The organism is Cellulosimicrobium sp. NPDC057862, from assembly GCF_042797035.1.
Taxonomy (GTDB): Bacteria; Actinomycetota; Actinomycetes; order Actinomycetales; family Cellulomonadaceae; genus Cellulosimicrobium.
Map to the genome: position 1 here is coordinate 546,791 of NZ_JBHVMH010000001.1, position 24,514 is coordinate 571,304.

The window sequence follows — 24,514 nt, forward strand, 5'->3', positions numbered from 1 at the left end:
GGGGGGGGGGGGGGGCTCTCTTAACCCCCCCCCCCCCCCCCCGGGCGGCCGCGCGGGGCCCCTTTCCCGCCCCCCACCACCCCGGGCCCCGCCCCCCCCCCCGGGGGGGCCCGGGCCGGGCTCCTGACCCTCCTGGGGGCGGTGCTCGTCACCGCAGCGGTCGTCGGCGGATGCTCCCCGCCGTCTGCCGACGGGTCGTCCGACGGACTCCTCGGACCGACGGCCGACACCCCACCCGTCCCGGTCCCCCACCGGGACGGGGCGGGGACCGCAGGGACGTCCGGTCCCGCCCAGGACGTCCCGGTCCGACCAGCCCAGGACGTGCCCGCCCCCGCGCCGCCCGCGCCCACGCGCGTCGTCGTCGCGGACCTCGACGTCGACCTCCCCGTCGAGCCGGCGGGCGTCGACCCCGACGGGCGGATGTCCCTGCCGGGCAGCGGGGACGTCGCCGCGTGGTACCGGTTCGGCCCGGCACCCGCGAGCCCCGCGGGCACGACGCTCGTCGCCGCCCACGTGGACGACCCGGACGGTGTCGGGCCCTTCGCCCGGCTCGCGGAGATCGCGACGGGGGCCCGCGTCGACGTCGTCGACGCGACGGGCGCCTCGTACACCTACACAGTGACGGACGTGCGGAGCGTCCCGAAGCCCGACGTCCCGCTCGACGAGCTCTTCGACCGCACGGGCGAGCGCCGCCTCGTGCTCGTGACGTGCGGGGGCGCGTGGGACCGCGACCGGCGCTCGTACTCGGACAACGTCGTCGTGACCGCGGCGCCCGTCCGGTGACGCCTCTCCCCGGCCGGCGCTCGCGGGGCGCCCCGCGAGCGTGCGACGGCCCCGGCGCTACGATCGCTGCTACCCGCTCGCCGCTGCCGCCCGTGCGGTCGGCGCCGACCCTCGAGGACCCGCCCTGAACGTGACCGAGACCGGGACGCCCGACCCGGACCTGTGGCGCCTCGGCCGCGCGTTCGCGGACGGCGACGAGGCAGCCCTCGCGGAGGCCTACCGGCGGTGGTCCGCGCTCGTGCACACCCTGGCCCTGCGGTCGCTCGGCACGCGCGCCGACGCGGAGGACGTGACCCAGCAGGTGTTCGTCGCGGCGTGGCGCGGGAGGTCCCGGTTCGACCCCGACCGGGCCCGGCTGCCCGCGTGGCTCGTCGGGATCACGCGGCACACCGTCGCCGACGCGCACGAGGCCCGCGCCCGGGTGCGCCGGTCCGAGCAGGCGGCCGCCACGGACCCCCGGCCCGCCGTGGACGAGGACGCCGACGTCGGACGCGTCGCCGACCGCGTGCTCCTGTCCGACGAGCTGCGGCGGCTCGGCGATCCCGGCCGGACGATCCTCGAGCTCGCGTTCTTCCGCGACCTGACGCACGTGCAGATCGCCGAGGAGCTCGGCCTCCCGCTGGGTACGGTCAAGAGCCACGTACGACGGAGCCTGATCCGGCTGCGCGACCGATTGGAGGTGGACGGTGCAGCACATCGATGACGAGACCCTCGCGCTCCTCGCGCTCGGCGAGGACGTGCTCGACGACGACGCCCGCGCGCACCTCGCCTCCTGCGCGGAGTGCGCCGACGGCGCCGCCCGGCTCGCGCGCGTGGCCGACGCGTTCGACGGCGCCGACGCGCCCGACGAGCTCGTCGAGCCGCCCCCGGCGGTGTGGTCCGCGATCCGGGCCGAGCTCGAACTGCCTGCGGCGAGCACGGACCTCGACGAGCCCGCCGCCCGCGCCCCGTCCCGGGCCGACGCGCCGGACGGCGAGCGCGCGGGGGCCGTCGTCGTGCCGCTCGCACCGCGGCGTCGGCGGGTCTGGGTGCCCGTCGCCGCGGCGTCCGCCGCGCTCCTCGTCGGCGTGGCCGGCGGAGTGCTGTGGGAGCGGCGCGAGGCCGAGCCGCCGGAGACGACGGTGGCCAGCGCGACGCTCGACCCGCTGCCCGACTGGGAGGGCGCGAGCGGCGACGCGCGCGTCGAGGAGCATCCCGACGGGCGGCGCCAGGTCGTCGTGACCGTCGACGCCCCGGTGCCCGAGGGCACGTACCGCGAGGTGTGGCTTCTGGCCGAGGACCTCAGCGGTCTCGTGAGCCTCGGCGTGCTCGACGGCGCGGAGGGCCGGTTCGACCTGCCCGACGGCCTGGATCTCGCGCAGTTCCCGGTGGTCGACGTCTCCGAGGAGCACTTCGACGGCGACCCCGCGCACTCCGGAGACTCCGTCGTCCGGGGCCCGCTGGACGTCTGACGGCGGGTGGATCGGTCGAGACCGATTCTCACACGAAGTACCGTCGCCGAACGATCCCGCCCCGCGTCGCGGCCGTGATCATGTTCCCCGATCGGCGAGCAACCTTCCCGGGTCGTGGTCCGTGTTCTGTGCATGACGACGACGACAGGGGGTTTCGTGGCACCGATCGGTGGGAGCGACGAGGTCGTCCTTCCTGTCGAGGTCGGCGCGAGGACCGAGCGGGACAGGGAGTTCACGGCGTTCATGGTCGACGCGCAGCCGGCTCTCTCCCGGACGGCGTGGTTGTTGTGCGGAGACGTGCACCGTGCGGAGGAGCTGGTGCAGCACGCGCTGGTGCGCACGTACGTGGCATGGCCCCGAGCTCGCGAGCGAGATCCGATCGCCTACGCGAGGCGGGTGCTCGCGAACGCGCGGATCGACCACTGGCGCAAGCATCGCCGGGAGCACCTCACCGAGCCGCACGAGGTCCCGTCCGATGAGCGTGCGTCGACGGAGGGCACCCACGCCGAGCGGGACGCGCTCGTCCGAGCACTGGTGCAGCTGAGCCCGCAGCGTCGACGCGTGGTGGTGCTGCGCTACCTGCTCGACCTGCCCGAGCGGCAGGTCGCCGACGAGCTCGGCCTGAGCCTCGGCGCGGTGAAGTCGGCTGCGTCGCGGGGGCTGGCGCACCTCCGCCGGATCCTCGCCGACGAGGCGAGCTCGACCGAGATCTTGAAGGAGGAGCGATGAACGACGAGGACTTCATCCTGCGGCTGCGCTCCGCCTCGCGGCACACGCCCGACGTCGTCGTCGACCACGCCGAGGTCCTGCGGTCCGGTCGTCGTCGTCGCGCGGGACGAGCGGTCGGGTCGACCCTGGGGGTCGGAGCGCTGTGCGGTGGCTTGGTCGCCGGCGCGCTCGCCCTCACCCCGCCCCCGACGCGCGAGACCCCGGTGATGCCTGCGACGACCTCGCCGACGGCGCAAGCGCCGTCCGAGCCCGGGGGCGGGCCACGCGCGATCGTCGACGAGGCGGCTGGGACCATCACGACCCCGCTCGACGACTGGGTCCTCGGCGCCGACGAGCTCACCGAGCTGCGTACGGCCAATCACGTGTTGACGGCCCGATGCATGACCGACGCCGGGTACGGCCACACGGTGGTATCCGACGGACCGTCCTATCCCCTCAACACGGACGGGTTCGGCTTCGGGCTGTGGCGCCACGACGCGCTCCTGAGGTCCGGCTACGAGATGGATCTCGAGGGAGTCAGCAGGAATGGGTTCACCGCTGCACCCGGGACCGAGGAAGCCGTGACCGCGCAGCTCGACGTGTGCGGTCAGCAGGCCGTCGAGGCGGGGCTGACGTACGACCCCGAAGAGCTCGGGGAGATCCCGCCGACCGGCTCCATCCTGGCCGCGGACACCCCCGAAGGTGTCACGGTCGTCGCCGCCTGGAAGCAGTGCCTGGCCGATCGTGGTGTCGAACCGCCAGGGCAGGACGACGGGATGGTCCCGCCCGCCGCCCAGGACGCGTCACCGGACGAGGTCGTCCGCATCGGCGAGATCGACCTTGCCTGCAAGCGCGATCTCGACACCGTGCAGCAGCTCGCCGACATCCAGGCCGCGCACGAAGCCGAGTACGTCGCTCAGCACAAGGACTACCTCGAGCGGCGGCTCACCCTCGAACGGGCAGCGCTCGAGGCCTCACGGGCGTACCTGGAGGAGCAAGGCGTCTCCATGGACCCAGCCACCTGGTGAGCGGGACGTGCCCCTCGTCCTCGCCTAGGCCTGGACGTACTCCGCGAACGTCACGCCGGAGCGGAACGTCTGCGTGCTCGTCGACCGCCAGGACAGGGGCGCGTAGGTGCGCTCGCCGAACAGGGGGATCCCGGCGCCGAGCATGACCGGGTTGACCTTGAGCGCGAGCCGGTCGATCTCGTCGACGAGCACCGCGGCCAGCTCGCCCCCGCCGCACAGCCAGATGCCCTTGCCGTCCTCCCGCTTGAGCGCCCGCACCATCTCGACCGGGTCGGCGTCCGTGAACTGCACCCCCTCGCTCCCCGGCGGCGCCTCGTGCGCGCGGGTGAAGACGACCTGCCGCAGGTGCCGGTAGGGGTTCGGCAGGTGGTGGTCGGGGAGCCCGACGGCGTAGGTGTTCCACCCCATGAGGACCGTGTCGAAGGGTCCGTCGTCGACGGAGAAGCCGACGGCCCGGGCCAGCTCGGTCGGCGCCGTCCCGCGGTACCGGTCCCAGATCGGCTCCATGTGGTCCCCCTCGGCGAGGAACGCGTCGAACTCGCCGTCCGGACCCGCGATGTACCCGTCCAGGCTGACGGCGACGTAGTAGGTCAGCTCACGCATCATCTCTCCAACTACTACAGGTGAAGTGGTCACCGTCAGACTACAACAGGTGCAGTGGTTGGGATACCATCGGCGCATGGCGAGAAACTCCACCCGGCGTGGCGCGCTGGCGGACGCGGGGATCGCCGTGCTCGCGCGCGAGGGGTCGCGCGGACTGACCCATCGCGCGATCGACGACGAGGCGGGCGTCCCGACGGGTACGACCTCGAACTACTTCCGCAGCCGGGACGCCCTCGTCGCCGGGCTCTTCGAGCGCATCGGCGAACGCCTCGCGCCCACACCGGAGGACCTGGAGCGGCGCGCCGCCCAGAAGCCCGACCGTGCCCTCTTCGCGGACTACCTCCGCGACATCGTGCGCCGGCTGACGGCCGACGCCGACGTCACCCGCGCCCTGTTCGAGCTGCGCCTCGAGTCCGGCCGCCGCGCCGAGCTCGCCGCCCTGCTCGGGCCGTGGCTCCGCGCGGGCTTCGAGGCCGACGTCGCGTTCAACCGGTCGGCCGGCCTGCCCGGCGGTCGGCGGGAGATCGCCCTGTTCCACTTTGCGATCGACGGGCTCCTGCTCGACCGGCTCACGACGCCGGTCGACCCCGACGTCGCGACCGACGACGTCATCGACGCGCTCGTGGCGGGGTTGCTCCCGGAGCGTTGAGCCGCCTCGTCACCCCCGTCCAGGGGTGAGGCCCGCTACGCGCGGCGGCCGTCGAGGCGGTCGAGCCACGCCCGGACCGGGCCCGCGGACACGAGCCCCGAACCCGCCCCGGCGAGCTCGTCCGGCACGCGCGCGAGCGCGTGCCGGGCACGCCGCGCAAGGCCCGCATCACCGAGTCGGACGGCGGTCTCCGCGACGAGCGCCCACCGCAGCTCGCGCAGGTGGTCGGCCGGAGGCTCCGGGACCGCGCGGGCGAGGTCCGCGGCGCCGGGACGGTCGCCGGCGTCGAGCGCGCGCAGCGGCGCGACCCACGGTGTGTACGGGCCGGCGTCGCCGAGCCCGTCGAGCGGTCGCCCGTGCCGCAGGCGGAGCGTGAGCAGCGCGAGCGGGAGCAGCCCGTCGCGCACGCCGGGCATGCGCACCCCGGCCAGGAGGTCGTCGGCGGCCCGGTACGCGCGCGCCGCCGCGTCGGGCGACGCGGTCTCCGCGTCGCGCATCGCCCGGTACCAGGCCGTGAGCATCGGGACCACGGGCGACTCGTACCCGGCCGCGACGTCCTCCGCCGCCGCGGCGTGGACGTCGGCGTCGCCGAACCGCCCCGTCCCCGCGGCGGCCTGCAGACGCACGAGGTGCCCGAGTATCGCGAACGTCGGCAGGTCGTGGGCCTCCGCCAGCGCGACGAGCTCCGCGCCGGTCGTCTCCCGCTCGGCGCCCGCGCCCGGGCGTTGGAACGACTGGAGGAACCGGGCGTTGAGCGCGAGCGCGAGCGTCCCCGGGTCGCCGACGTCGCGCGCGATGCCCACCGCGTCCTCCGCCGCGGCCCGCGCCCACGCGTCGCGCGTCCCCCGGTGCTCGATCCCGACGACGGCGAGCAGCCGCGCCCGCAGGACCGGCGCCGCGTCGGGGCCGAGGCGGTGCAGCGTGCGCCGCGCCACGCCGACGAGCGCGTCGGCCGCCTCGGCGTCGTCGCTCCGGGTCCAGACGGCCGGGACGTCGTACGCCGTGACCGTGCGCGCGGTGAGCACCGGGTCACCCGTCGCCTCGGCCGCGAGCGCCGCGGCGACCCGCTGCTGCTGCGCGGTCGCGAGGTGGTCGCCGCCCGCGATCGCGAGCGTGCGCGCGACGTCGACGGTGGACCGCAGGTGGGTGCGCGAGGTCGGGGCCGTGACCGCGAGACGGGGGCCTGGCGTCGGGCCGTCGAGCGACGGCGCCTGATCGAGCACGTCGCGCTCGAGCCGCGCGAGCTCGGGTCCTGGGTCGAGGCCGAGCTCGTCGGCGAGCCGGCGGCGCGCGCGGCGCAGGACGTCGAGCGCGTCCGACTGCCGACCGTCGCGGTACAGAGCGAGCGCGAGCAGCGCCCACGCGTGCTCGCGCCACGGGTGCGCGACGGCGTGCGCGTCGAGCGCGGCGACCGCCTCCCCCGGGCGCCCGTCCGCGAGCAGCGCCTCCGCGAGCAGCTCGACCCCGCGCGCGTGCACCTCGACGAGGCGCCGCCGCTCCGCCCGCACCCACGCGCGGTCCGGCAGGTCGGCGTAGGGCTCTCCGCGCCAGGCCGCGACCGCGTCCTGCAGCGCGCGCGTCGTACCCGACGACGCGTCCCCGGCCCGGGCGTCCGCACCCGCGCGGTCCGTCGTCGCGGGCCCGGCGGGCCCGGCGGGCGCGCGGCGCTCCGCCCGCGCGACGACGTCCTCGAGCCGTGCCGCGTCCAGGCCTCCGTCCGGGAGCCGCAGCGCATAGCCGCCGTGCTCGGTGACGAGCACGTGCGACGGCGCGCGCGGAGCCCGCTCGGGATCGAGCCGACGGCGCAGGTCACCGACGAACGTCGCGAGCGCACCCCTCCGGTCGCGGGGATCGCGTGCGGGGTCCTCGTCCCACAGGTCCTCGGCGAGCCGCTCGAACGACACCGGACGACCGCCCGCGGCCGCGAGCCGGGCGAGGAGCTCGCGCTGGCGTGGGCCGCCCGAGTCGACCTCGACGCCGTCGCGCAGCACCCGGACCGGCCCGAGAACCTCGACGCGCAGCTCCACCACCCGGCCATTCTCCCCGCACCCGGACGTTCGCACCCGCGTGGGTCGCGTCCGTCGGGCACTGATCGGACGCTGATCCGCCGCTCGGAGGATGGGCACGAGCCGCCCGGGCAGGACCCGGGCGGGAACCGGGCGAGGCGCACGGCGACCCCTGCCACGCCGCGACCCGGTCCTGACCGCGTCCGAGAGGAACCACCCATGAACATCCCCGGCTTCGAGACCCGCACCGTCGAGGTGGCGCCCGACGTCGCGCTGCGCGTCGAGACCGCGGGCGAGGGCACGCCCGTCGTCCTGCTCCACGGCTTCCCCCAGACCCGCCACATGTGGCGGCACGTCGCCGCCGACCTCGCGCGCGACCACCAGGTCGTCGTGCCCGACCTGCGGGGCTACGGCGACAGCGGCAAGCCCGCCGCGACCACGCCCGACGTCTACGCCAAGCGCACCATGGGCGCCGACGTCGTCGCGCTCGCCGACGCGCTGGACGTCGACCGGTTCGCCCTCGTCGGCCACGACCGCGGCGCGCTCGTCGCGTTCCGTGCCGCGCTCGACCACCCCGACCGCGTGAGCCACCTCGGCATCCTCGACGTGGTGCCCACGCTCGACACGTGGGCCGTGCTGCACGGCGTGGACGCCGCCGTCGCGTTCCACCTCTACCTCATGGCGCAGCCCCCGGGCCTTCCCGAGGAGATGATCCGCAGCAGCGCCGACGCGTTCTTCGGGTCGTTCCTCGACGCGTGGACCCAGGACCCCGCGGCGATCCCCGACGACGTCCGTGCGCACTACCTCGCGGCGAGCCGGGACGCCGTCGACTCGATCGTCGCCGACTACCGCGCCACCGCGACGATCGACGTCGAGCACGACCAGGCGTCGCTCGACGCCGGTGACCGGCTCGCCATGCCGGTCACCGTGATGCAGCAGGACTGGGGCGCGCAGCTCGGGTACGACGCCGCGGGCGTCTGGCGCCGCTGGGCCCCGGACCTCGAGCACCTCACGACGACCGCCGGGCACTTCATGGCCGAGGAGGCGCCCGGCGACGTCGCGGCGGTCGTGCGGGCGCTCGGCCGGCGCTGACCTCCCCGCGGCGCGGTCCGTTCCGCCGCGCCCCGCTCCCCCGCCCACGACGGCGGCGCGGCCCGGGTGCAGGAGCAGCGTGACGAACCCGAGCCCGCCGCGGTACCCGTGGAGCCAGCCGTCGCGGTGCTTCTCGACCGCGGCCAGCACCTCGCGCGCCTCGGGGTCCTCCGGGTGCTCGACCGCCCACCGCGCGGGCGCCCCCGTCCAGGCCCACTCGTAGTCGTCCCACTCGTCCTGCGTGCTGACGTGCCCGTGCACCGTCGCCCACCCGTGCTCCGTCACGAGGTCGACGGTGCCGGGCAGGTCGAGGTACTCGTCCGCCGACGCCCCGCCCAGGCCGTCGAGCACGGCCCGCGTCGGGGGCGCGGGCCAGAAGCAGTCGCCGAGCAGGAGGAGGCCGTCGGTCGCGAGGTGGCCGCGCGCGGCGTCGAGCGTCGGGGCGAGCCCTCCGAACGCGTACGCCGCGCCCACGCTGAGCACGGCGTCGAACCGCGCGTCGCCCGCGTACTCCCGCGCGTCGCCCTGGACCAGAGTGAGCCGGTCCGCGACACCCGCCTCGGCCGCCTGGGCGAGCGTCTGCTCGAACCCGACGTCGGACGTGTCCACCCCGACCGCGGTGAGCGAGGGGTGCTGCCGCAGCGCCCGCAGGAGCCAGGTCCCGTCGCCGCACCCGAGGTCGAGCAGGCTCCCCCGGCCACCCACCGCGCGCCGGAGCAGGTCGTCGACGCGCGCGTCGCTCAGCGGCGACGCGATCGGGTGGTCGGAGTGCGCGAGCCGTACGAGCGTGGATCGTCCCATCGACGCACCGTAGGCCGGACGCGGCGCGGTCGTCAGCGGATTTCACTCCGGGCTCCTCCGCGAGATCGGCTCAGCGGTACCAGTCCTCGTCGATCGTCGCGAGGCGCGACGGGTGCGCCTCGCGCCCGAGGCCGTAGAACCGCTGGAAGCTCATGAGGAGCGGGCGCCACCGGTCGGGGTCCACGCGGTGCGCCGTCCCCGGCATGCGGACGCTCTCGTGGACGTGGACCCGCGTCACGCGCACCTCGAACGCGACGAGCGACCCGGCGCGGGCGGCGTCGTCGCGACCGAGCGGGTGGGCGTGCACGAGCCGCGCCTCGACCGCGACGGGGCACTGCGCGGCGCGCGGCGGCGCGACGGTGTCCGACGCCACGGGCGTCAGCCCTGCGCGCCCGAACTTGTCCGGCTCGTAGCGGTAGCCCACGGACGCCTTGCGCTCCGGCACCGGGTCCCGCCCGGTCGTCAGGGCGAGGCGGTCGACGGCGTCGACCTCGGCCGTCGAGGGCAGGTTCACCACGACCTCGCGCGTCGCGAGGAGGTTGAGCGCCGTCTGCGAGCGCGCGCCCAGGCCGAGCACCGCCGTCCTGCCGAGCCAGAACACCGACGACATCGGGGCGAGGTTCACGTGGCCGTCCGCGCCGACCGTGCTGAGCAGCGCGACGGGCGTGCCGAAGTACAGGATCCCCGGATCGATCACGACGTGCGACGGGGCGAGGCGGGTCGAGGTGGTGGTCATGGGCCCAGCCTCGCCACGCACGGTCGCGACGTCTGGCGGCCGTCGGACGTCGCGTCGCCGAGCGAGCGCCGGGGGCGGTGGAAGACTGGACGAGGAGCACGAGGACCGGACGGAGGCGGACGTGGGCGCGTCGGAGCTGCTGGGACTCCTCGCCCGTGCGCTCGCCGAGGCCGACGGCGACCTGCCGCCGCCCGCACGCATGTGCCAGGCGTGCGCCACGGTGCTCGGCGCCGAGAGCGCCGCGCTGACCGTCGCCGCGACGGCGGACGACCGCCTCACGGTGGCCACGTCCGACGGGGTCGCGGCGCGCGTCGAGGACCTGGAGGAGACCCTGGGAGAGGGGCCCGCCCAGCTCGCGCTGGCCGAGGACCGAGTCGTGGTGCGCGAGGCCGACGGGAGCCGCGACGGTGGCGCCTTCCCGGTGTTCTCCCGCGTCGTCGGGCCGATCAGCGGGGCCGCCACCCACCACGCCGTCCCCATGCACGCGGGCGGCCAGGTCGTGGGGGTGCTCAGCCTGCTCACCGCGTCGACCACGCTCGCGCGCGAGCCGGACGACGCGCAGTTCCTCGCGGACGTCGTCGGGCTGTCGCTCCTGGCCGACCTGGAGTCGCTCGACTGGTCGACGCGCGCCGAGGTGCACCAGGCGACGGGGATGGTCACGGTCCAGCTCCGGGTCGCGCCCCGCGACGCGCTCGCCGTGCTCCGGGCGCACGCCTTCGCCCGGTCGACGTCGCTCGAGGACGTCGCCGAGGAGGTCGTCGGGAGGCGCCTGAGCTTTACCTACAACGCCGGCAACGCCGTCCGGTCCGAGCGGGCCGAGGAGCCCTGACCCACGACCCGGGCGGGCGCGGGCCGGCAGCCGTAGGCTCGACGCCGTCCCGTCCGCCCACCGAGGGAGCCACCGTGCGCGCGACCGTCATCCACGCCCCGTACGACGTCCGCGTCGAGCAGCGCGACGACCCGCGCCTGCTCGCGCCCACCGACGCGATCGTGCGCGTCGAGGCGGCGTGCGTGTGCGGGTCGGACCTGTGGACGTACCGCGGCGTCAACCGGATCGAGCACCCCGTCGCGATGGGCCACGAGTACGTCGGCACCGTCGAGGAGGTCGGCGCCGACGTCCGGTCCGTGCGCCCGGGGCAGCTCGTCGTCGGGTCGTTCTTCGCGTCCGACAACACGTGCCCGATCTGCCGGGCCGGCTACCAGACGTCGTGCGTCCACCGCGAGCCCGTGCGCGGCGCCCAGGCCGAGCTGCTGCGCGTCCCGCTCGCCGACGGGACGCTCGTCGCGACGCCGGAGCGACCCGACGACGACCTGCTGCCCGGGCTGCTCACCGCGTCCGACGTGCTGGGCACCGGCTGGTTCGGCGCCCGCGCGGCCGAGGCGGGGCCGGGCAGGAGCGTCGTCGTGGTGGGCGACGGCGCGGTCGGCCTGCTCGCCGTCCTCGCCGCCGCGCAGCTCGGGGCCGAGCAGGTCATCGCCATGAGCCGGCACGCGCCCCGCCAGGAGCTCGCGCGGGCGTTCGGCGCGACCGAGGTCGTCGCGGAGCGCGGCGACGAGGGTGTCGCGCGCGTCCGGGACCTCACCGACGGGCTCGGCGCGCACGGCGTGGTCGAGGCCGTCGGCACGCCCGAGTCCGTGGCCCAGGCGCTCGGGTCGGTGCGTCCCGGCGGGCACGTCGGTGTCGTGGGGCTGCCGCACGGCGTGGAGCTCCCGGTCGTCGACATGTTCTACCGCCACGTGCACTGGTCGGGCGGTCCGGCGCCGGTCCGCCAGTACCTGCCCGAACTGATGGACCTCGTCCTCGACCGCCGGATCGACCCCGCGCGCGTGTTCGACCTCGAGCTCACCCTCGACGACGCCGCCGAGGGGTACGCCGCGATGGACGAGCGCCGCGCGATCAAGTCCTTGCTGCGTCCCTGACCGGCGGATTCGTCGTCCAGGCGTCGCGTGCACGACGATGGCGGCGAGCGACGAGGTCATGCAGCGGCTTCACGTGTCGCGCGAACGTGTGCGGCAAGGAGCGGAGCATGAACGGAACGGCAGACGCCGCCGTCCTCTCGACGTGGGTGGTCTCCCCCGGCGAGGTCGCCGCCGGTGAGTTCCGGTACTACCCCGGCTCGGACACCTGGTGGTGGTCGGACGCGCTCACCGAGCTGTTCGGCTACGCCCCGGGCGAGGTCGTCCCCACGACCGAGCTCCTCCTGTGGCACCACCGCGCGACGGGCAAGGACCGCGACCAGACGCTCGCGGCCATCGCCAGCGCGGCGTCGGGCGAGGCCCCCGTCCAGGTCCAGGTGATGCAGGACGCCCGCGGCGAGGAGCGCGCCGTCGTCGTGCTCGTGGACGCGACGTGGGCGGACCCGAGCGGGGTCCCCGTCGCGCGCGGCGTCGTCCTCGACGTCACGAGCGTGGTGGGCGTCGGCGCCCGGGCGCAGGCGAACGAGCAGATCGGCCTCTGGGCGCAGTCCCGCGCCGCGATCGAGCAGGCGAAGGGCATCGTGGCGCTCGCGTACCGCGTGACCCCCGACGCTGCCTTCGCGGCCCTGCGCCGCTCGTCGAGCCTCGCGAACGTCAAGGTCCGCGAGATCGCCGAGGCAATCGTCGCGGTGGCCCAGGCCCTCCCGGCCGGCGACGACCCCCGCCCCGCGCTCGACCGCCTGCTCGGCGGCGCGGACCGGGCCGCCTGAGGGGCGTGCGCCGCCCGGCGGGCCGGGACGGCGTCAGTCGAGCCAGGACGGGTCGTCGACCAGCTCCTGGAGCTCGTTCACGAGGCGGGCCACGTGGAACCCGTCCGCCGCGGCGTGGTGCACCTGGACCGCGACCGGGAGGACCGTCCGCCCGTCCCGCTCGACGTACCGCCCGAGCGTGACGATCGGCGCGAGGTGGCGCCAGCCGTCGCGGATCGCGAGCGTGAAGCCCGTGAACGACACCCAGGGCAGGCTCGACACGTCGAACGCGTTCGGCGGCGGCGCGCCCTGCGGGAAGAAGGCCGTCGCGGACCGGTGCTCGGCGAGCAGCGCCGACGCCGCGGCGTGGAACGCGTCGAAGTCCGCGTCGTACGGCGTCCACACGGCCGAGAACGTCTCGCGCTCGGGGTTGAGCACGGTGAACGACGGGTGCACCACCGGCCAGACCGCCGGGGCGCCGGTGTCGTCGAGGCACATCCGGAACTCCTCGTGCCGGTTCACGACCGTCGCGAGCGCCCAGACCTGCGCGACGTACGTCTTGCGGGACGACCCGGTCAGCGCGGCCGCGAGCGCCGTCACGTCCAGCTCGACGGTCATCGCGTACGTGCACGGTGACGCGTGGAGGAAGTGCTCGAAGTGCTCGCGGCGCGGCCAGGTCGCGACGTCGATCGGTACGGGAGTGTCCACCGCACCAGCGTCACAGGGGCCGGTGCGGGAAGCACGGGCTTTTCGGCCCAGGAGGGCGCGCTCGCGAGACGATCCGACGGCGCGCACGACGACGCCCGGCCCCCGCACCGTGGGTGCGGGGGCCGGGCGGGCGAGGCCTCGGAAGGTCCTGCGGTCGTCAGCGCGCGTCCGTGGACCGACGACGCCGCGAGGCGAGGACGAGCCCGGTCCCCGCGAGGACGATGAACGCCCCCGCGGCCAGGATGCTCGCGTCCGTGCCCGTCGTGGCCAGCGCGTCACGCTGAGCGGCGGCCTGCTCGACCTCGGCGACCGGCTGCGCGTCCGTCAGGCCCAGGTTCGCCGGGTCGGACGACGACACCGCGGTCGTCACGACGTTGCCCGTTGCGTCGACGTAGACGGGAGCGATGGGCTCGACCGGGTCCGTCGGGTCGGCCGGGTCGGCCGGGTCCGTCGGGTCGGCCGGGTCGGCCGGGTCGGCCGGGTCCGTCGGGTCCGTCGGGTCCGTCGGGTCCGTCGGGTCGACCGGGTCCGTCGGGTCGGTCGGGTCCGTCGGGTCCGTCGGGTCCGTCGGGTCCGTCGGGTCCGTCGGGTCCTCCGGCTCGTCGGCGAGGGTCACGCCGATCCAGTCCCAGGCGACGGACGCGCTGTCGAGCCCCCCGAGGCCGATGAGCCAGTGCTGCTGGCCGGTACGGATCCACGACTGGCTGGCGTCGTCCCAGGCCGAGCCGTTCATGTCCTGGCCGGTGTAGAAGTTCGGGCTGCCCTTCGTGGTGCCCTCGGCGGAGCCCCACACCTGGAACGCGGGCAGGCTCGCGACGTCCGTCCCCGCGGGGACCCGGACGTAGACCTTCTGGCCGGGGGTCACCGAGCTCACGACCCTGCCCTGGGCGTCGACGAGGACGACCCCGGCGGGCATCGCCGACCCGTCGGCCGTGCGCAGCTCGACGTGCACGTCGCCGGTGCCGCCGACGAGCGACGCGGTGAACCCGTAGTCGGTCGAGCCGTCGGCGTTGCGGACGAACCCGTTCGAGACGAATCCGGGCTGCGGCATGACGACGTTCTCCGTCAGCGCCTTCTCGATGAGCCAGGCCGCCGTCTGCATGGTGGCCCGACGGTCGCTCTGCCCCCAGGACCAGCTGCCGTCCAGCTGCTGCTGGGCGAACTCGCTCAGGGTCACGTGCCCGGCGTCGTCGACGTCGAAGAACAGGCCCATGACGTCGTGCCCGGTCGAGAAGTACCAGACGGCGAACTGCGTCGCCTCGTACGCCGTGTACTCCGCCGTCGTGTCGTCGACGGACGAGGCCTCGGACCGCACCCCGGCGCGGTCGAGCAGGTCGCGGGCGTTCGCGGCGCGGGCCGTCATGTCGGAGCCGCCCGTGAAGCCGTTGACGAGGATCGTCTGCTGAGCGTCGGTGTCGCCCCAGTGCATGCCCTCGGGGTCGGCCTTGGCGACCTCGCCGTTCCAGGCGTGCCACCACGACCCGGCGATGTCGCGGTCGTAGACCATGTGCGTCGTGCCGTCCTCGTCCACGAGCTCGTGGTGCAGGATGTGCAGCTGCGGCTGGCCCGACCACCCGGACCAGTCCTTGCCGGAGCCGCCCTCGGCCGGCTCCTGGAAGTACCAGTAGTCGCAGGGGAACCCCTCGTAGTAGCCGTCGTGCCAGTGCGGCTCGTACTCGGCGTCGGGGTAGGCGGCCTGCGTCGCACCGAGCAGACCGGAGGCGGACGCCGCGGCGAGGGTGGTCGGAGCGTCCGTGGCCGCCATGCCGTCGGCCGGCTCGCCGGCCTCCGCGTTCTCGTCCTCGGGGGCGCCTGCGGTGGTCTCCTCGGTCGCGGCGTCGGTCGTGGGCTCCGCGACGGGCTCGTCGCTCACGTCGCCGTTCTCGGGAGCGGGCGCGGTGGGCTCCGCCGCGACCTCGGGGGCCGGCTCCTCCAGGGCGGGGGCGACGACGGGGTCGACCGGTGCGGGGGCCTCGTCCGTCGTCGGCGCGACGGGCGCCTCGGGGGCCGGGGCCGCCTCGGAGGTCGCCTCGGGAGCCGCCTCCTCGACAGGAGCGTCGGTGGCCGTGGCCTCCGGGGCGGTCGCCTCGGGGGCCGCGGACTCGCCGTCGTTCGCGAACGCGGCCAGCGGAGCCCCCAGCACGAGGGCGGCGGAGACGGCGGTCGTGGTGGCGGTGCGAAGAACCTTCATGGTGGAGCTCCTCTGGCATTCGTGGTGGGTGTTTCCCGATGACTCCACGTTCCGCCCCGGGGGCACTCCTCCGGCACGCCCGAACGGAGGCGACGAGTACCTCCGAAAGTCGACTCCTCACGGCCCGGCCGACGGGCCCGGTCGCCCTCCCGTGGCTAGCCTGAGCGGCGTGGGGGTCCAGGTCTCGCGGGCCGACGTCCTCGTCGCGGTGTCCAGCGGGGCCGCCGGGGCGCTCCTCGTCGTGCTACGCGGCTCGTCCGGGCTGGGATGGGCGACCGTGGGGGTGGAGGTCGCTGCCCAGCTCGCGGCGTCGGCCCTGCTCCTCGCCCGACGGCGGTACCCCCTCGCCGTCCTGGGCGCGTGCGTCGTGCTGTCGTTCGTCTCCCCGGCCGTCGCGACCCTCGCCGCGCTCTACACCGTGGGGGCCGAGGTGCGGTCCGCCCGCACCAGCGGGGCGGCGGTGCTCGGCGTCGTCGCCGCGACGTGGCCGGCGTGGCGTGCGACGGCCGAGCCGTCGGGACCGACGACCCTCTGGGTCGCGACGCTGATGACGCTGTTCGCCTACGTCGCCGGCCGCGCCGAGCGCTCCCGTGCCGAGGCGGACCGCCGGGCCGCGGCGAGCGCCGAGGAGGCGGCTCGGGCGGGCGAGCGTGCCCGGCTCGCCCGCGAGCTGCACGACGTCGTCTCCCACCGGGTGAGCTACGCCGTCGTCGAGGCGGAGGTGCTCGCGACGACGACGGAGGACGCCGACGTCCGTCGTCTCGCGGACGAGATCGGCGCGAGCGGCCGCGCGGCTCTCGCCGAGATGCGGCAGGTCCTCACGGCGCTCACGGCGGACGCGCCCGAGCCCGCACGGGGAACGAGCGGGTCCACGGGCGGCACCTCGGCCGGCCCCGCCGCGATCGAGGCCCTCGCCGAGGAGGCACGCACCGCCGGCCAGCCCGTCCGGGTCCGGGTCTCGTCGCCGTCGTCGTCCCCGCCGGACCTCGTGGACCGGACGGTGGCCCGCGTGGTCGGGGAAGGCCTGACGAACGCCGTGCGGCACGCCCCGGGAGCGGCCACCACGGTGGACGTGTCGCCGGTCGAGGACGGCGTGCGCGTCACGGTCGACAACGCGCCGCCGACCTCCCCGCCGACCGGCCTCACCACCGGGGGCTTCGGCCTCGCCGGCCTGCGCGAGCGGGTCGAGCTCCTGGGCGGCACCCTGGAGTCCGGACCCACGCCCCCGGGCGGCTACCGGCTGCGGGCCACTCTCCCGAGGAGGACGCCATGATCCGCGTGGTCGTCGTGGACGACGAGGCGCTCCTGCGCGCCGGGGTCGTACGCCTGATCGGGACGGCCCCGGACCTCGAGGTGGTCGGCGAGGGTGGCGACGGCGCCCGCGCGGTCGAGCTCGTCCGCGAGCTCCGCCCGGACGCGCTCCTGCTCGACATGCAGATGCCCGTCATGGACGGTCTGGACGCCCTCGTCACGGTTCACCGTGAGCACCCGGAGACGGCGGTCGTCGTGCTCACGAGCTTCCTCAACGACGAGTACGTGCTGCCCGCCCTCCGCGCCGGTGCCGTCGGCTACCTGCTCAAGGACTCCACGCCCGAGGAGCTGCACCACGGCATCCGCGCGGCGGTCGCCGGCGACGCGATCCTCTCCCCCGCCGTGGCGAGGCATCTTCTCGCGGCGGCGGGCGACGACCTCACGCACCGTCGGGCCGAGGCCCGGCGTCGCCTCGACGAGCTCGCCCCGCAGGAGCGCGAGGTCGTCGGCGCGCTCGCAGGCGGGCTATCCAACGCGGAGATCGCGCGCCGGCTGTTCCTCGCCGAGTCGACGGTCAAGGCCTACCTCGCGCACGCGATGACCAAGCTCGGCACCACCAACCGCACGCAGACCGCGATCCTCGCGCACGAGGCCGGCCTGGGCGGCGGCTGAGCACCAGGGTCGGCACGCCCGAGCGTCCGCGTGCGGGCGCCCGTCCGGAGCGGGACCATCGCTGACGTGGGACGTCGCGCGCGCATCACCCGCTCCGGGGCCGTGCTGGGGCACGTGCTCGTGCTGGCGCTCGCGACGACCGCGGGCTGCACCGTGAGCCGGCAGGACCCCGGGCAGGCGACGGCCGCCGTGGCCGACGCGCTCGCGCAGGCCGGGTCGGCGGTCGAGACGACGCGGCTCACCGTGCGGCTGCTCGACGCCGACCGCGTCACGACGCCGGTCGCGGACGCGGCCGTGCTCGACCAGGTGCGCGTGCTCGAGGAGTCGGCCACCGCGCTGACGACGCTCGTGCCGCCCGACGACGTCTCGTCCGCGCAGCGCGACGCCGGGCTCGTCGCCGTCGCGGACGCGACGCGCGAGGTCGTCGCGGCGCGTGCCTGGGTCGCGCGGGAGGCGGGAGGCGACCTGTCGGAGGCGGGCGCCGTCCCGCTCACCGCGTCCGAGCTCGAGGCCGACCTCGCGCGCGCCGCCGACGACGTCGACACCGCGCTGGCCCTGGCGGGTGGCGCGTGAAGCGGCTCCTCGGCGTCGCGCTCGGCATCCTCACGGCGATCGGCGGGTTCGTCGACATCGGCGACCTGGTGACCAACGCCGTCGTCGGGTCGCGGTTCGGGCTGTCGCTCGTGTGGGTCGTGGTCGTCGGCGTCGTCGGTATCTGCCTCTTCGCGTCGATGTCCGGCCGCGTCGCGGCGGTGAGCGGGCGCGCGACGTTCGAGATCATCCGCGAGCGCCTCGGCCCGCGCGCCGCGGGCGCGAACCTCGCGGCGTCGTTCGCCATCAACCTGCTCACGCTCACGGCCGAGGTGGGCGGCATCGCGCTCGCGCTGCACCTCGCGAGCAGCGTCGAGCCGCGCCTGTGGATGCCGGTGGCGGCCTTCGCCGTCTGGCTCGTGCTGTGGCGCGTGAAGTTCCAGGTCATGGAGAACGTCGCAGGGCTGCTCGGGCTGCTGCTCGTGGGGTTCGGGGTCGCGCTCTTCCTGCTGGGCCCGGACTGGGGCGAGCTGCTGCGCCAGGCCGTGCCGCCGTCGCCCCCCGCTACCGAGCACGTCGCGACGTACTGGTACTACGCCGTCGCGCTGTTCGGCGCGGCGATGACGCCGTACGAGGTGTTCTTCTTCTCCTCCGGCGCCGTCGAGGAGGGGTGGACCGCGAAGGACCTCGCGCAGAACCGTGTCAACGTCCTCGTCGGGTTCCCGCTCGGCGGGCTGCTGTCCGTCGCGATCGCCGCGTGCGCGGCCGTGGTGCTCCTGCCGGCGGGGATCGAGGTGTCGTCGCTGTCGCAGATCGTGCTGCCGGTCGCGGAGGCCGGCGGGACGCTCCTGCTCGCGCTCGTGATCGTCGGGATCGTCGCCGCGACGTTCGGCGCCGCGCTCGAGACCGCGCTGTCGAGCGGGTACACGCTCGCGCAGTACCTCGGCTGGTCGTGGGGCACGTTCCGCCGTCCGGCGCGCGCCGCACGCTTCCACGTGACGATGGTCGTCGCGCTGCTGCTCGCCGTGGCGATCCTCATGACGAGCGTCGACCCCGTCGCGGTGACCGAGATGTCGGTGGTGTTCTCGGCCGTCGCGCTGCCGCTCACGTACGTGCCGATCCTCCTCGTCGCGAACGACCCGGAGTACATGGGCGAGCACGTCAACGGGCGCGCGACCAACGCGCTGGGCATGGTGTACCTGGTGATCGTGGTCGCCGCGGCCGTCGCGGCGATCCCCCTGATGATCGCGACGGGAGCGGGCTCATGAGCCGGGACGACTCCACGCCGACCGGGGTGCGGGTCCTGGACGCGCGCCTGCACCTGCTGAGCCGCCAGGTGCTCGACGTCGACGGCGAGCCGGTCACGACCGTCGACGACCTCGAGATCGTCTCCGCGGACGGCAGCGCGCGGGACGACGGCCCGCGCGACGCGGTGCCCGGCGAGCCGGCGGAGGTCGGCGCGCTCCTCACCGGCCCGGTGCTCGTGACGCGCCTCCTCGGCGGCCGCCCGCCCGCGTCCCGCTGGGAACGGGTCCAGTGGTCCGACGTCGGGCACGTGGGGACGGCGATCGAGCTCACCGTCCGGGCGGACTCGCTCGACCTGCACTGGACCGAGGACTGGTTGCGCGAGCACGTGGTCGGACGCATCCCCGGCGGCCGGCACGACCCCGAGGAGGAGTCGTGATCCTCGGCGACCTGCTGGACGCGCGCGTCCTCGGGCCCGGTGGCGAGAACCTCGGCTTCCTCGTGGACGTCCGGCTCGCGCTCGACACGCTGCCCGACGGCGGTCCCGCCGACCGCGACGGGCGGCACCGACCCGGCGGGGCGGGCGAGGCCGACCCCGACGACGCCCACCCCGACGACCGGGCGCTGAGCACGAGCGTCCGCCGCCGCGACCGGGTGGGTCGGGCGCGCGTCGTCGGCGTCCTCGTGAGCCCGCGCACGGGCGCGTCGTTCCTCGGGTACGAGCGCACGGACGTCGCGGCGCCGTGGCCGGTCCCGCAGATCGTCCGCCGCCGCCACCGCGGGACGTTCCTCGTGCCGTGGGGCGACGTCGCCGGCGTCGCCCCGGGCGAGGTGCGCCTCGCCGCGGGGTACCGGCGTGAGGACGCGGCCCTGCCCTGACCGGCGCCGCCGCTCGGCGCGTTGCGAGCGGGTCGCGGCCCCGTGACGCTGGACGGGACGGTGAGGCCACCGCCGTCGGCCGCCCGGGCGGAGGCACCGTGAGCACCGTCGCCGCGTCCGGCGACACGGGAGGACCCATGAAGGCGCTGTTCGTGAGCTGCACGCTCAAGAAGTCCCCGGAACCGTCCAACACCGAGGCGCTCGGGCGCGTGGTCGCCGAGGCGCTCCAGGACCGCGGCGTCGAGGTCGAGCACGTCCGGCTCGTCGACCTCGATGTCCCGCCGGGCGTCGTCACCGACGCGGGCGAGGGCGACGAGTGGCCGCGCGTGCACGAGCGGTTGCTGGCGGCGGAGATCCTCGTGGTCCTCACGCCCACCTGGCTCGGGCGCCCGTCGTCGCTCGCCCAGCGGATGCTCGAGCGCATGGACGCGATGATCTCCGAGGAGGGGCCCGACGGGATCCCGGTCGCGTACAACCGGGTCGCGGGGGTCGTGGTCACGGGAAACGAGGACGGCGCGCACCACGTCATCTCGGAGATCAGCGGGGCCCTCGCGGACATCGGCTACACGATCCCGGGGCAGGCGTGGACCTACTGGAACCAGGGCCCCGGGCCAGGCCCGGACTACGTGCAGACCGGCCACGGCCACGAGTGGGCCCGGGAGACGGGCCGCCTCATGGCGCACAACCTGCACGCCGTCGCGACGGCGCTCGAGGCGCACCCCGTCCCGGCTCCCGGCTCCTGACCGACGACCTCTACGACTCCGCGATGCGCTTGATCGCCGCGAGCCGGCGGTCCCAGGCCGCGCCGATGGCCTCGAGCGCACGCGCGGTCTCGCCCAGCCGGGCGCCGACCGCGCGATAGCGGATCTCGCGGCCCACCCGCACGGACTCGACGAGCCCGACCTCCGCGAGCACCGCGAGGTGCTTCGCGATGGCCTGGCGGCTCACGGGCAGGCGCGCGGCGAGCGCGGACGCCGAGAGGTCCGCGCTGCCGAGCTCCTGGAGGATCCGCCACCGGGTGTCGTCCGCGAGCGCCGAGAACACGGGAGCGAGCTCCGTCGCGGGTGCGGTCACGCGCGACCGCCCTCGGCCGCGAGCGCCCCCTCGAGGAGCGCGACGAGCTCGTCGAGCTCGCTCGTCCACCCCTGCTGGTGGCTCTCGAGCAGGCCGTCGGGGTCCGCGACGAGGTCGAACCCGGTCTCGACGACGCGCAGCACGGTCGTCGGCCCCTGGGGCTCGAGCGTGAAGCGCGCGACGGTCGAGCTGGTCTCGTCCATGACCTGCCCGACCGGGGTCCCCCACCGGAAGGCGAACGCCGTCGTGGGGTCGTACTCCTCGATGCGCACCTGGACGTCGGGCGCGTCGGGCCAGCTGAACACGCCCTCGCCGCCGACGCGCAGGTCGGGCAGCTCGGTCCGCTGGCCGAACCAGCCGCTGATGAGGTCCTCCTGGGTGAGCGCCGCCCAGACGCGTGCCGCCGGGGCATCGATGGTCACGGTCCGGGACACGGTGTACGACTCGCGGTCGACGACGGCCGGCTCGTTGGTGGTGGTCATGGTGCTTCCTCTCCGCTGGGAAGGTCTACTGTGTGCAACTCCAGAGTTGCATGTCGATTCCCGCTGCGCAACCCCTGAGTTGCTTCCTGTCGATGCCGCACCCGCTCACGCACCCCCGAGCGCGATCCCCGCCACCGCGGCCGCGAGGCACACGGCGAGCATCCCGAGCGCATGGAGCAGCGCGACGGCGCCCCGGCCCGCGAGCAGGAGGCGCGCGCCCTCGACCGACGCGGTGGAGAACGTGGAGTAGCCGCCGAGGAACCCGACCCCGAGCACCGCCGCGACGTCGCCGTGCCCCGGGTGCGTCACTCCCCAGCCCGTGAGCAGCCCCAGCAGGAAGCACGCGGTGACGTTCACGACGACCGTGCCGAGCGGCGTCGACCACCGGTTGTGCCGGGCGACGAGTGTGTCCAGCAGGAACCGCGACGCCGCGCCGAGCCCACCGGCGAGGGCCACGAGCGCGAGCTCTGCCCCGCTCACCGAGCACCGCCTCCCCGGGCGACCAGGCGCCGTCGGACCGCGGCCGCGAGCACGATCCCGCCCACCGCCGCCGCGACGCCGAGCGCGACGCTCCCCAGGGCGTACGCCGCGCCGAGGGCGGCATGCCCCCCGCTCGCCAGCCGCTCGACCTCGACGGCGAACGTCGAGTACGTCGTGAACCCGCCGAGGACGCCCGTCCCGCACCCGAGCCGCACGCCCCGCCGCCACCCGGCGTCGGGACCCGACCGGAGCAGCGACTCGAGCAGCGCGCCGAGCACGAACGACCCGGCGAGGTTGATCCAGAACGTCGTCCACGGCCACGACCCGGGCACGGGGGCGAACGCCTGCTCGAGGAGCGCACGCGCTGTCGTGCCGACGGCTCCACCGAGCGCGACGAGGCCGGCGAGCGCGAGCAGCGGGGTCCGTCGTCTCACCTCTCCCACGGCGTGCGGAGCTCCTTCCAGTCCACGACCGCGAGCGGGACCGTGAGCACGGGCCGGTGCTGGTGGTGGGCGAGGTGCGCGGCGACGGACCCCTCGACGAGCTCGCGCAGGTGCGCCGCGGACCCGGGCGCGCGCGTCCCGACGACGATCACCGCGGCGTCGACCGCCCGCGCGAGGTGCGTCAGCGCGCGGTCGGGGCGGCCCGCGAGGTAGTGCAGGTCCCACGCCACGCCCGCGCCCCTCAGCCCCTCGTCGACCTCGGCCCGCAGCCGGGCCTCGACCTCCTGCCAGGAGTCGTCGGCGGAGTCCGGGTCGAGCGGCGCGTGCGTCACCGAGCCGTCGGGGTGCTCCTCGACGACGTGGCGGGAGGTGTCCGCGTAGGCGGCGACCACGCGGGAGCCGACGGCGCCCGCCCAGGCGGCGGCCGTGCAGACCACGAGCGGGTCCCCGCCGGGGACCACCCCGACGACGACGGGGTGCCCGGCGAACGGGACCATGCGGTCGAGCGCGGGCTGGGGCACGGGTCTGGCTCTCATGCGGACCTCTTCCCGCGGGCAGCACCCTGCCCGCCGACGTGCGACGAGACAGGAACCATCAGCCCTGGCGGCGGTTCGGGCAGCTACGCCCCGGCGGGATCCATCACCGCCCTCAGCGTACCCAGCCCGGCCGACCCGCGCTCAGCCCGCCTTCGTGTCCAGCCACTTCTTCTCGCCGAACGACTTCGCGAGCTCGTGGTCCGTGACGACGAACCCGACGGCCTGCGCGACGGGCAGGATCTGGTCGCGCTCCAGCCCGTCGTCGATGCCGAGCCGGTACAGCATGACGACGGTCCCGGTGTTGAGCATGACCCCCGGCGAGTCCCCGTCGTCGAGCAGCGCGTACGTGCCCTGGAAGCCCGGCTGCGGCACCGCGGCGGCGAGGGTCGGGTGCGCAGGTCCCGAGGTGTCGGCGACGGGGTCCCCCTCCGGCGCGGCGTTGAAGGCGGCGGCCACGCGCTCGGCCTCCTCCTCCGACCCGACGTCCACCAGGACCAGGTCGAGCGCGAGGGTCGGGCCGTCGTCGGACACGACGCGCGCCTCGAACCCGGCCTGGCACGAGCCCGCGATCGCCTCGATCGCGGGGATCGCGGGCAGGTCGTCGCACGCGAAGTCGCGGCGGGCGGTGAGCGCGATGCGGTCCTCGTTGACGAGGTAGTCGTTGTCGGAGAAGTAGTCCCACGACATCGGCGCGAGCGCCGGGCCCGTCTCCGGGTCCATCTCCGCGCCCGCACGGTACTGCTGCTCGAGCCACGGCTCGTCGTCCGTGACGTCGGTGTCCACGGGTTCCTCGGACGCCTCGGGCTCCTCGGTCGCCTCCGGCTCCACCGGTGCGTCCGTCGCGGGCGCCTGCTCCGCGGTCGTCGGCTCCGGGGCGGGCGGGGCGTCGTCGCGCACCGCGAGCCACACGCCGAGGCCGCCGGCGACGACGACGAACGCACCCACGCCCGCGAGGACGGGCACGAGCCACTTCCGCGACCCGCGGCCGGGCGGCGTCGCGTACGGGGAGAAGCCGTAGGGGTCCGCCGGCGGGGCAGGCGGCCCCGGCACGACCGTCGCGTCGTCGGGCGCGCCGTAGGCGGGGCCGGACGGGGTCGCGTAGGGAGCCGTCGGGCTGCCGTACGGGGCGCCGGGCGCGTACGGGGCCGCGGAGGCACCGGGCGGCGGGGGCGGCGGCGCGTACCCGGGCGCGGTCCCCGCGGGCGGCCAGGTCGCCCCGGTGTCCGCGGGCGGGAGCGTCGCGTGCGGGTCGCCGGGTCGGCCGTGGCCCCCGCGACCTCCCGTGCCGTACGGGTCGGTGTCGTACGGCGCCTGCGCGTGCGGGCTCGCGTAGCCCGGCGCCGGGGCGCCCGACCCGCCCGGGCCCGCCCCGCCGTCCTCCCCGTACCGTCGCGGCGGCCGCATGACGGTGTGGTCGTCGACCGGCTCGTACGGGTCGGTGGGGTGGGACATCGGGCGGGTCCTCTCGTCGCGGGCGGCTCGTGCAGGGTAACGGAGCG

General features: G+C 75.7%; 28 protein-coding genes, 1 pseudogene and 1 riboswitch. Of the genes and pseudogenes, 17 read left to right on the top strand and 12 right to left on the bottom strand.

Going from position 1 to position 24,514, the window contains the following annotated elements; all coding sequences use genetic code 11:
• The first annotated feature begins 321 nt into the window (after positions 1-321).
• From ACFVN3_RS02290 to ACFVN3_RS02310, 5 genes are all read left to right on the top strand, one after another.
• Positions 322-783: a class F sortase gene (locus tag ACFVN3_RS02290; RefSeq protein ID WP_378230131.1), complete on the top strand. Its 462-nt coding sequence runs from the start codon at positions 322-324 to the stop codon at positions 781-783.
• Between the two features lie 130 nt (positions 784-913).
• On the top strand, positions 914-1,486 hold the full coding sequence (locus ACFVN3_RS02295; RefSeq protein ID WP_378230133.1) for an RNA polymerase sigma factor: 573 nt from the start codon (positions 914-916) through the stop codon (positions 1,484-1,486).
• Positions 1,470-2,234 (top strand): anti-sigma factor, encoded by a 765-nt coding sequence (locus ACFVN3_RS02300; RefSeq protein ID WP_378230135.1) that lies wholly within the window; start codon positions 1,470-1,472, stop codon positions 2,232-2,234. The genes ACFVN3_RS02295 and ACFVN3_RS02300 overlap by 17 nt, the downstream gene beginning before the upstream one ends.
• Positions 2,235-2,390: 156 nt before the next feature.
• On the top strand, positions 2,391-2,963 hold the full coding sequence (locus ACFVN3_RS02305; protein WP_378230137.1) for a SigE family RNA polymerase sigma factor: 573 nt from the start codon (positions 2,391-2,393) through the stop codon (positions 2,961-2,963).
• Entirely contained in the window at positions 2,960-3,970 is a 1,011-nt protein-coding gene (locus tag ACFVN3_RS02310; protein ID WP_378230139.1) for a hypothetical protein, read from the top strand. Before ACFVN3_RS02305 ends, ACFVN3_RS02310 begins: the two co-directional genes overlap by 4 nt.
• 24 nt (positions 3,971-3,994) lie before the next feature.
• Here the strand turns inward: ACFVN3_RS02310 and ACFVN3_RS02315 are convergent, their stop codons facing one another.
• Positions 3,995-4,573, bottom strand: coding sequence for a dihydrofolate reductase family protein (locus ACFVN3_RS02315; protein ID WP_378230141.1), 579 nt, complete (start codon positions 4,571-4,573; stop codon positions 3,995-3,997).
• 76 nt (positions 4,574-4,649) lie between these two features.
• Between ACFVN3_RS02315 and ACFVN3_RS02320 the strand changes: the two genes are divergently transcribed.
• Positions 4,650-5,222 carry a TetR/AcrR family transcriptional regulator gene (locus tag ACFVN3_RS02320; RefSeq protein ID WP_378230143.1) on the top strand — a complete coding sequence of 191 codons (573 nt, stop codon included), beginning with the start codon at positions 4,650-4,652 and terminating at the stop codon, positions 5,220-5,222.
• A gap of 35 nt (positions 5,223-5,257) precedes the next feature.
• On the opposite strand, the gene ACFVN3_RS02325 is transcribed toward ACFVN3_RS02320, so the two are convergent.
• Entirely contained in the window at positions 5,258-7,252 is a 1,995-nt protein-coding gene (locus ACFVN3_RS02325; RefSeq protein WP_378230324.1) for a BTAD domain-containing putative transcriptional regulator, read from the bottom strand.
• Between the two features lie 195 nt (positions 7,253-7,447).
• On the opposite strand from ACFVN3_RS02325, the gene ACFVN3_RS02330 reads away from it, so the two are divergent.
• Positions 7,448-8,320, top strand: coding sequence for an alpha/beta hydrolase (locus ACFVN3_RS02330; protein ID WP_378230326.1), 873 nt, complete (start codon positions 7,448-7,450; stop codon positions 8,318-8,320).
• Between the two features lie 390 nt (positions 8,321-8,710).
• On the opposite strand, the pseudogene ACFVN3_RS02335 reads toward ACFVN3_RS02330, so the two are convergent.
• Both ACFVN3_RS02335 and ACFVN3_RS02340 read right to left on the bottom strand, forming a co-directional pair.
• A pseudogene (locus tag ACFVN3_RS02335) lies at positions 8,711-9,121 on the bottom strand (SAM-dependent methyltransferase); the annotation flags it as partial.
• 70 nt (positions 9,122-9,191) lie between these two features.
• Positions 9,192-9,857 carry a flavin reductase family protein gene (locus ACFVN3_RS02340; RefSeq protein ID WP_378230145.1) on the bottom strand — a complete coding sequence of 222 codons (666 nt, stop codon included), beginning with the start codon at positions 9,855-9,857 and terminating at the stop codon, positions 9,192-9,194.
• A gap of 121 nt (positions 9,858-9,978) precedes the next feature.
• On the opposite strand from ACFVN3_RS02340, the gene ACFVN3_RS02345 reads away from it, so the two are divergent.
• From ACFVN3_RS02345 to ACFVN3_RS02355, 3 genes are all read left to right on the top strand, one after another.
• Positions 9,979-10,686, top strand: coding sequence for an ANTAR domain-containing protein (locus tag ACFVN3_RS02345; RefSeq protein WP_378230147.1), 708 nt, complete (start codon positions 9,979-9,981; stop codon positions 10,684-10,686).
• A 74-nt stretch (positions 10,687-10,760) separates the two neighbouring features.
• Positions 10,761-11,777 (top strand): zinc-binding dehydrogenase, encoded by a 1,017-nt coding sequence (locus ACFVN3_RS02350; RefSeq protein WP_378230149.1) that lies wholly within the window; start codon positions 10,761-10,763, stop codon positions 11,775-11,777.
• 107 nt (positions 11,778-11,884) lie between these two features.
• A complete protein-coding gene (locus tag ACFVN3_RS02355; protein WP_378230151.1) occupies positions 11,885-12,544 on the top strand; it encodes an ANTAR domain-containing protein in 660 nt (219 codons plus the stop codon).
• Between the two features lie 33 nt (positions 12,545-12,577).
• Here ACFVN3_RS02355 and catA read toward each other — a convergent pair whose 3' ends face one another.
• Both catA and ACFVN3_RS02365 read right to left on the bottom strand, forming a co-directional pair.
• Positions 12,578-13,231 (bottom strand): type A chloramphenicol O-acetyltransferase, encoded by a 654-nt coding sequence (catA, locus tag ACFVN3_RS02360; RefSeq protein WP_378230153.1) that lies wholly within the window; start codon positions 13,229-13,231, stop codon positions 12,578-12,580.
• A 157-nt stretch (positions 13,232-13,388) separates the two neighbouring features.
• Positions 13,389-15,422, bottom strand: coding sequence for a hypothetical protein (locus ACFVN3_RS02365; protein WP_378230156.1), 2,034 nt, complete (start codon positions 15,420-15,422; stop codon positions 13,389-13,391).
• Between the two features lie 169 nt (positions 15,423-15,591).
• Between ACFVN3_RS02365 and ACFVN3_RS02370 the strand changes: the two genes are divergently transcribed.
• From ACFVN3_RS02370 to ACFVN3_RS02400, 7 genes are all read left to right on the top strand, one after another.
• Positions 15,592-16,695 (top strand): sensor histidine kinase, encoded by a 1,104-nt coding sequence (locus ACFVN3_RS02370; protein WP_378230158.1) that lies wholly within the window; start codon positions 15,592-15,594, stop codon positions 16,693-16,695.
• Complete coding sequence (locus ACFVN3_RS02375) at positions 16,692-17,345, top strand: response regulator (protein ID WP_378230160.1); 654 nt, start codon at positions 16,692-16,694, stop codon at positions 17,343-17,345. Before ACFVN3_RS02370 ends, ACFVN3_RS02375 begins: the two co-directional genes overlap by 4 nt.
• A gap of 66 nt (positions 17,346-17,411) precedes the next feature.
• Positions 17,412-17,918, top strand: a complete 507-nt coding sequence (locus ACFVN3_RS02380) for a hypothetical protein (RefSeq protein ID WP_378230162.1) — start codon at positions 17,412-17,414, stop codon at positions 17,916-17,918.
• Positions 17,915-19,144, top strand: a complete 1,230-nt coding sequence (locus ACFVN3_RS02385; protein WP_375807799.1) for an NRAMP family divalent metal transporter — start codon at positions 17,915-17,917, stop codon at positions 19,142-19,144. The genes ACFVN3_RS02380 and ACFVN3_RS02385 overlap by 4 nt, the downstream gene beginning before the upstream one ends.
• Complete coding sequence (locus ACFVN3_RS02390) at positions 19,141-19,560, top strand: hypothetical protein (RefSeq protein WP_378230164.1); 420 nt, start codon at positions 19,141-19,143, stop codon at positions 19,558-19,560. The genes ACFVN3_RS02385 and ACFVN3_RS02390 overlap by 4 nt, the downstream gene beginning before the upstream one ends.
• Positions 19,557-20,000, top strand: coding sequence for a PRC-barrel domain containing protein (locus ACFVN3_RS02395; protein WP_378230166.1), 444 nt, complete (start codon positions 19,557-19,559; stop codon positions 19,998-20,000). The genes ACFVN3_RS02390 and ACFVN3_RS02395 overlap by 4 nt, the downstream gene beginning before the upstream one ends.
• 98 nt (positions 20,001-20,098) lie before the next feature.
• On the top strand, positions 20,099-20,743 hold the full coding sequence (locus ACFVN3_RS02400) for a flavodoxin family protein (protein ID WP_378230168.1): 645 nt from the start codon (positions 20,099-20,101) through the stop codon (positions 20,741-20,743).
• Positions 20,744-20,753: 10 nt separating this feature from the next.
• Here the strand turns inward: ACFVN3_RS02400 and ACFVN3_RS02405 are convergent, their stop codons facing one another.
• The 6 genes from ACFVN3_RS02405 to ACFVN3_RS02430 form a co-directional block, all read right to left on the bottom strand.
• The gene (locus ACFVN3_RS02405; protein WP_378230170.1) at positions 20,754-21,074 is read right to left on the bottom strand and encodes an ArsR/SmtB family transcription factor; all 321 of its coding nucleotides are present in this window, start codon (positions 21,072-21,074) and stop codon (positions 20,754-20,756) included.
• Positions 21,071-21,556 carry an SRPBCC domain-containing protein gene (locus ACFVN3_RS02410; protein WP_378230172.1) on the bottom strand — a complete coding sequence of 162 codons (486 nt, stop codon included), beginning with the start codon at positions 21,554-21,556 and terminating at the stop codon, positions 21,071-21,073. The genes ACFVN3_RS02405 and ACFVN3_RS02410 overlap by 4 nt, the downstream gene beginning before the upstream one ends.
• A gap of 105 nt (positions 21,557-21,661) precedes the next feature.
• A complete protein-coding gene (locus ACFVN3_RS02415; protein WP_378230174.1) occupies positions 21,662-22,036 on the bottom strand; it encodes a fluoride efflux transporter FluC in 375 nt (124 codons plus the stop codon).
• A complete protein-coding gene (locus ACFVN3_RS02420; protein ID WP_378230176.1) occupies positions 22,033-22,470 on the bottom strand; it encodes a fluoride efflux transporter FluC in 438 nt (145 codons plus the stop codon). Before ACFVN3_RS02420 ends, ACFVN3_RS02415 begins: the two co-directional genes overlap by 4 nt.
• A complete protein-coding gene (locus ACFVN3_RS02425) occupies positions 22,467-23,015 on the bottom strand; it encodes a universal stress protein (RefSeq protein WP_378230179.1) in 549 nt (182 codons plus the stop codon). Before ACFVN3_RS02425 ends, ACFVN3_RS02420 begins: the two co-directional genes overlap by 4 nt.
• A gap of 42 nt (positions 23,016-23,057) precedes the next feature.
• A riboswitch (Fluoride riboswitch) is annotated at positions 23,058-23,132 on the bottom strand.
• A 24-nt stretch (positions 23,133-23,156) separates the two neighbouring features.
• A complete protein-coding gene (locus ACFVN3_RS02430) occupies positions 23,157-24,467 on the bottom strand; it encodes a hypothetical protein (protein WP_378230181.1) in 1,311 nt (436 codons plus the stop codon).
• Between the last annotated feature and the right edge of the window lie 47 nt (positions 24,468-24,514).

Excerpts from the sequence above, each read along its gene's own strand:
- ACFVN3_RS02315 (WP_378230141.1), bottom strand. The coding sequence starts at position 4,573 with ATGCGTGAGCTGACCTACTACGTCGCCGTCAGCCTGGACGGGTACATC.
- ACFVN3_RS02390 (WP_378230164.1), top strand. The coding sequence starts at position 19,141 with ATGAGCCGGGACGACTCCACGCCGACCGGGGTGCGGGTCCTGGACGCG.
- ACFVN3_RS02430 (WP_378230181.1), bottom strand. The coding sequence starts at position 24,467 with ATGTCCCACCCCACCGACCCGTACGAGCCGGTCGACGACCACACCGTC.
- ACFVN3_RS02310 (WP_378230139.1), top strand. The coding sequence starts at position 2,960 with ATGAACGACGAGGACTTCATCCTGCGGCTGCGCTCCGCCTCGCGGCAC.
- ACFVN3_RS02410 (WP_378230172.1), bottom strand. The coding sequence starts at position 21,556 with ATGACCACCACCAACGAGCCGGCCGTCGTCGACCGCGAGTCGTACACC.
- ACFVN3_RS02355 (WP_378230151.1), top strand. The coding sequence starts at position 11,885 with ATGAACGGAACGGCAGACGCCGCCGTCCTCTCGACGTGGGTGGTCTCC.
- ACFVN3_RS02320 (WP_378230143.1), top strand. The coding sequence starts at position 4,650 with ATGGCGAGAAACTCCACCCGGCGTGGCGCGCTGGCGGACGCGGGGATC.
- ACFVN3_RS02330 (WP_378230326.1), top strand. The coding sequence starts at position 7,448 with ATGAACATCCCCGGCTTCGAGACCCGCACCGTCGAGGTGGCGCCCGAC.
- ACFVN3_RS02425 (WP_378230179.1), bottom strand. The coding sequence starts at position 23,015 with ATGAGAGCCAGACCCGTGCCCCAGCCCGCGCTCGACCGCATGGTCCCG.
- ACFVN3_RS02375 (WP_378230160.1), top strand. The coding sequence starts at position 16,692 with ATGATCCGCGTGGTCGTCGTGGACGACGAGGCGCTCCTGCGCGCCGGG.
- ACFVN3_RS02365 (WP_378230156.1), bottom strand. The coding sequence starts at position 15,422 with ATGAAGGTTCTTCGCACCGCCACCACGACCGCCGTCTCCGCCGCCCTC.
- ACFVN3_RS02340 (WP_378230145.1), bottom strand. The coding sequence starts at position 9,857 with ATGACCACCACCTCGACCCGCCTCGCCCCGTCGCACGTCGTGATCGAT.